The sequence below is a fragment of the Bacteroidales bacterium genome (genome assembly GCA_023229505.1).
GTDB lineage: Bacteria > Bacteroidota > Bacteroidia > Bacteroidales > JAGOPY01 > JAGOPY01.
The window spans coordinates 1-4,331 of the sequence record JALNZD010000087.1 but is presented as its reverse complement, the minus strand read 5'-3'; the positions used below and the strand labels follow the sequence as shown (position 1 = coordinate 4,331).

The following is a 4,331-nucleotide window of genomic DNA, read 5'->3' as shown; positions in this document are numbered from 1 at the left end:
TATTTTTCTCTGAAGCTAAATTTTCATCGAAATCCAGACAGGCATTTTTCCAAAGTCATACTTTTACCGATAATTATTATTTTTTCAATTTATATTAATGTCCCTTTTTAGAGGGGGCTCAACTTTGAACTATTTAATATTTCTGCCAATGAAGTAGCTAATAACCAGCGCAATTCCACCAAACAGGAAGACCATCGAGAAATAAGAAGCTTCGCGGCCCAGATCGGTGCTGACTTCCAGTACATTTCCCATCAATATTCCAATGGCAAGGCCGATGAGGAAGAGGCCATAACGAAGTGAGTTCTTTTTCTCTGTTTGTGGTTCCTGGAAGATGGAAGGATCGGCTCCTCTTTCGAGTAATGCCATACGCTCTTTTCTCCGGATGTTCAGGTAAATAACAGCATAAAGAAAGCCAAAAATGATGGCCATGACAAAGATTGGGGTTAACTCTAACATAGTTTTAAGGTTTAGTGTTAAGGTTTAAGTTCGGGTACTTATTTAAATTCACTCATTTGACGGTAGTGTTTTGTTTCAGGTTACACTTTTTTGAAATTTGAAAATTGAAATTTGAAATTTGGAATTCAAATCTGCGAATATCAGCACCTTGATCAGCGAAAATCTGCGAGAAATATTTTTAAGGTTTCTCGCAGATAACCGCAGATTTAAAGCGCAGATTTTCACAGAAAATAATGCTCAATTCATTTTGTTTCGATATAACTTTGTAACCTTATTCATTCATCTCCGTCAAATGCACAGATGGAAAACCGGGACGATAATCATTATATCGGGCAGGTAATACTTGGTGAAACGGCTGCGTTCGCCCCACTGGTGAACAGGTATAAAGACCTGGTCTTCACCATTGCAATGAACATCACCCGCAACCGGGAAGATGCGGAGGAAGTGGCACAGGACGTCTTTCTGAAAGCATTCCAGAAACTGGCCGGCTTCAGGAAAGAATCAAGTTTCCCGACCTGGCTTTACCGCATCGCATATAATGAATCTATCTCGAAAGTGAGAAAGAACAGAATCAAAACTTTGGATCTGGAAGAAGAAATAATGGAAATCATCCCTGACGAAGAAGTGGAAGAAGAAATTGCGGGACTGGATGAACAGGAACAAAAGCAGGTCATTATAAAAATACTGGATAAACTGCCGGAAATTGACCGGGTACTGGTAACTTTGTTCTACCTGAACAATCAACCCATAACTGAAATCAGCGAAGTGACAGGCCTGGGGGAAAGCAATGTGAAGGTGCGCCTACATAGGGTGAGAAAGAAGATTTATTTGGAATTACAGGAATTGTTAAAAATGAGATCATTACGCATTATATAATAGATTATTATTATGGAAAATCAATATAAAATAGACGAATTCATCCGGAAACTCATCCGGAAACAAGGGCTGGAAAAAGCGCCGGATAATTTCACGGACAAGGTGATGGGCCGCATCAAGGACAATCCTGTTATTGATGATACACCACTTTTATCAACGGGAACCTGGATTTCTATTATCATTGCCGTAGCGGCTATTATCGTGGTCATTTTTACTGTTGATATCCCATATTTCGACCAGATATTTTCTGCAACGGGCATCCAGAAAGTATCGATGAACGTCTTTTCGGAAGGGTTCTTTAATTCTATGTCGACGTTTATCAAGGGCCTGCATATTTCAAGTGTGACGGTGGTGATCATTGCTGCAGCTGCGGGACTGGTAGTGCTGGAGAGATTGCTGCATAGGAGGTTCTCTGAGACAAGACTTTTAATCATTTGAGAGATTTTTTGTTTCTCACAGGTTTGCGAAAAGTTTCTCGCAGATTTACGCAGATTTTATTCGCAGATAAGCGCTGATTAAATATCTGCGGAAATCAGCGTAATGATCAGCGTAAATCAGCGAGAAACCTTTTAAAGCCCATTAACGATCCTAATTATTGATTTATCAATTGAAATTGTATTGAAATTAATAAGCAATCCTAACTTCAAGCCGGTAATTTTCAGATAGGTTAGTAATTGTTTATGATGAATATCTATTAACTGGTCGACAGACTTAATTTCAACAATTACTTTGTTCTCGACCAACAAATCCAATCGAAAACCTGTATCCAACCTATTTCCTTCGTATATGACAGGAAATGGCTTTTGACATAAAACTTCTAATCCAATTTTTCTTAGCTCAAAAGCTAACGCAAATTCATATACCGACTCCAATAAACCCGGACCAAGGTTATTATAAACCTTATAAATCGCCCCCCTTATTATATAGGAAATCTCATTTTCATTCATATCTGCGCTTATCTGCGAATAAAATCTGCGTAAATCTGCGAGAAACCTTAAATAAACCTGTGAGAAACTCTTTATTGTATTAATCCGATTTTCTTCAAAATATACCCGCCCCAGCCTGAAAATATTTTAATTTTGCACCTTCATCATTGAAAACCAATCATTCTATGACCCTCAATAATCCTCCGGAAGAGAAATCCACCAAATCCCTTCATTTCATCGAACAAATCATCGAAGAAGATATCCGCAACGGGAAGAACAACGCCCGTGTGCATACCCGTTTCCCTCCTGAACCTAACGGCTATCTCCACATCGGCCACGCCAAGTCTATTTGTCTCAACTTCGGCCTCGCTCAGAAATATGGCGGCAAGACTAATCTCCGCTTCGACGACACCAATCCCACCAAGGAAGAACAGGAATACGTCGACTCGATCATGGACAATGTCCGCTGGCTTGGATTTGACTGGGAAGACCGGCTCTTTTTCGCTTCTGATTATTTCGACCAGCTTTATGAATGGGCCGTCATGCTGATTAAAGAAGGAAAAGCCTATGTCGATGACCACAGCGCCGAGGAGATCAGCGAGCAGCGCGGCACGCCCACCCAGCCCGGCGTGGAAAGCCCTTTCCGTAACCGTTCCATGGAAGAAAACCTGGACCTTTTCGAACGGATGCGCAAAGGCGAATTTCCCGAAGGATCGAGGATCCTGCGTGCAAAGATTGGCATGGCCTCGCCGAACATGCATATGCGCGACCCGGTGCTGTACCGCATTTTGTTTGCCACTCATCACCGTACCGGCGACAAATGGTGCATCTACCCGATGTACGATTACGCTCATGGCCAGTCGGACTATATCGAAGGCATCACCCACTCGATCTGTACCCTGGAATTCGAGGTGCACCGGCCCCTTTACGACTGGTTCCTCGACCAGATCGTGAAGGATAAAAACGCCTACCGTCCCCGCCAGATCGAATTTGCCCGGCTCGACATGACTTACACCGTGATGAGCAAACGTTTGCTGCTTCAGCTGGTGCAGGAAAACCTCGTATACGGCTGGGATGATCCGCGGATGCCTACCATCTCTGGGCTTCGCCGAAGGGGTTATACTCCGGCCTCGCTCCGTAACTTCGCCGATCTTATAGGCGTTGCCAAACGGGAAAATGTAATCGATTTCGGGCTGCTGGAATTTTGCGTGAAGGAAGACCTGAACAAGACCGCACCGCGCATCATGGCGGTGCTGAATCCGCTGAAAGTATTGATCACCAACTATCCTGAAGGAAAAGTTGAAGAAATCGAAGCGGAAAACAACCCGGAAGATCCTGCAGCCGGCACACGAGTCGTTCCTTTCTCAAGAGAGATTTATATCGAACAGGAAGATTTCCTGGAGAACCCGCCACCCAAGTTTTTCCGCCTTGCCCCGGGAACCGAAGTACGTCTGAAAAACGCTTATATCATCAAGTGCGAGGAAGTCATTAAAGATGCGTCCGGAAACATCACTGAACTTCACTGCACCTATGATCCCGAAACCCGCAGCGGTTCCGGTAGTCAGCGCAAAGTGAAAGGCACCCTGCACTGGGTATCCATTGCCCTGGCGTTGCCCGTAGAGGTGCGTCTTTACGACCGCCTCTTCATGGATCCAGATCCAACCGGCCATAAAGACCGCGATTTTAAAGAGTTTCTCAATCCCGACTCCCTCAAGGTCATCTACCCGGCCTATGCCGAACCCAGCGTGAAAGACAGGAAGCCTTACTCGTACTTACAGTTCCAACGGATCGGCTATTTCAATGTAGATCCCGACAGCACGATGGAACGGATGGTTTTCAACCGGACGGTGGCGCTGAAAGATCCGTGGGCGAAATTAGTGAAGAGTGAAAAGTGAAGAGTGAAGAGTGAGCAGTGGATAGAAATTTAATTTAAAATTTAAAATTTAAACCTTGAGCCCCCTCTAAAAAGGGACATTTATTAAAAATGAAAAAATACTGATTATCGATAAAAATATGACTTTGGAAGATTGCAAATTCAAATTTGGTTGAAAATTGATTTGTAAAGAAAAATAA

5 protein-coding genes are annotated in these 4,331 nt (G+C 43.4%); 3 read left to right on the top strand and 2 right to left on the bottom strand.

Annotated elements, in window-relative coordinates; translation table 11 throughout:
- Positions 1-129 precede the first annotated feature (129 nt).
- Entirely contained in the window at positions 130-456 is a 327-nt protein-coding gene (locus M0Q51_17070) for a hypothetical protein (protein MCK9401682.1), read from the bottom strand.
- 300 nt (positions 457-756) lie between these two features.
- On the opposite strand from M0Q51_17070, the gene M0Q51_17065 reads away from it, so the two are divergent.
- Entirely contained in the window at positions 757-1,332 is a 576-nt protein-coding gene (locus M0Q51_17065; GenBank protein ID MCK9401681.1) for a sigma-70 family RNA polymerase sigma factor, read from the top strand.
- A gap of 12 nt (positions 1,333-1,344) precedes the next feature.
- Positions 1,345-1,770, top strand: coding sequence for a hypothetical protein (locus tag M0Q51_17060; protein ID MCK9401680.1), 426 nt, complete (start codon positions 1,345-1,347; stop codon positions 1,768-1,770).
- A gap of 131 nt (positions 1,771-1,901) precedes the next feature.
- On the opposite strand, the gene M0Q51_17055 is transcribed toward M0Q51_17060, so the two are convergent.
- Positions 1,902-2,279 carry a GxxExxY protein gene (locus M0Q51_17055; GenBank protein ID MCK9401679.1) on the bottom strand — a complete coding sequence of 126 codons (378 nt, stop codon included), beginning with the start codon at positions 2,277-2,279 and terminating at the stop codon, positions 1,902-1,904.
- Between the two features lie 164 nt (positions 2,280-2,443).
- Between M0Q51_17055 and M0Q51_17050 the strand changes: the two genes are divergently transcribed.
- Positions 2,444-4,153, top strand: coding sequence for a glutamine--tRNA ligase/YqeY domain fusion protein (locus M0Q51_17050; GenBank protein MCK9401678.1), 1,710 nt, complete (start codon positions 2,444-2,446; stop codon positions 4,151-4,153).
- Positions 4,154-4,331 lie beyond the last annotated feature (178 nt).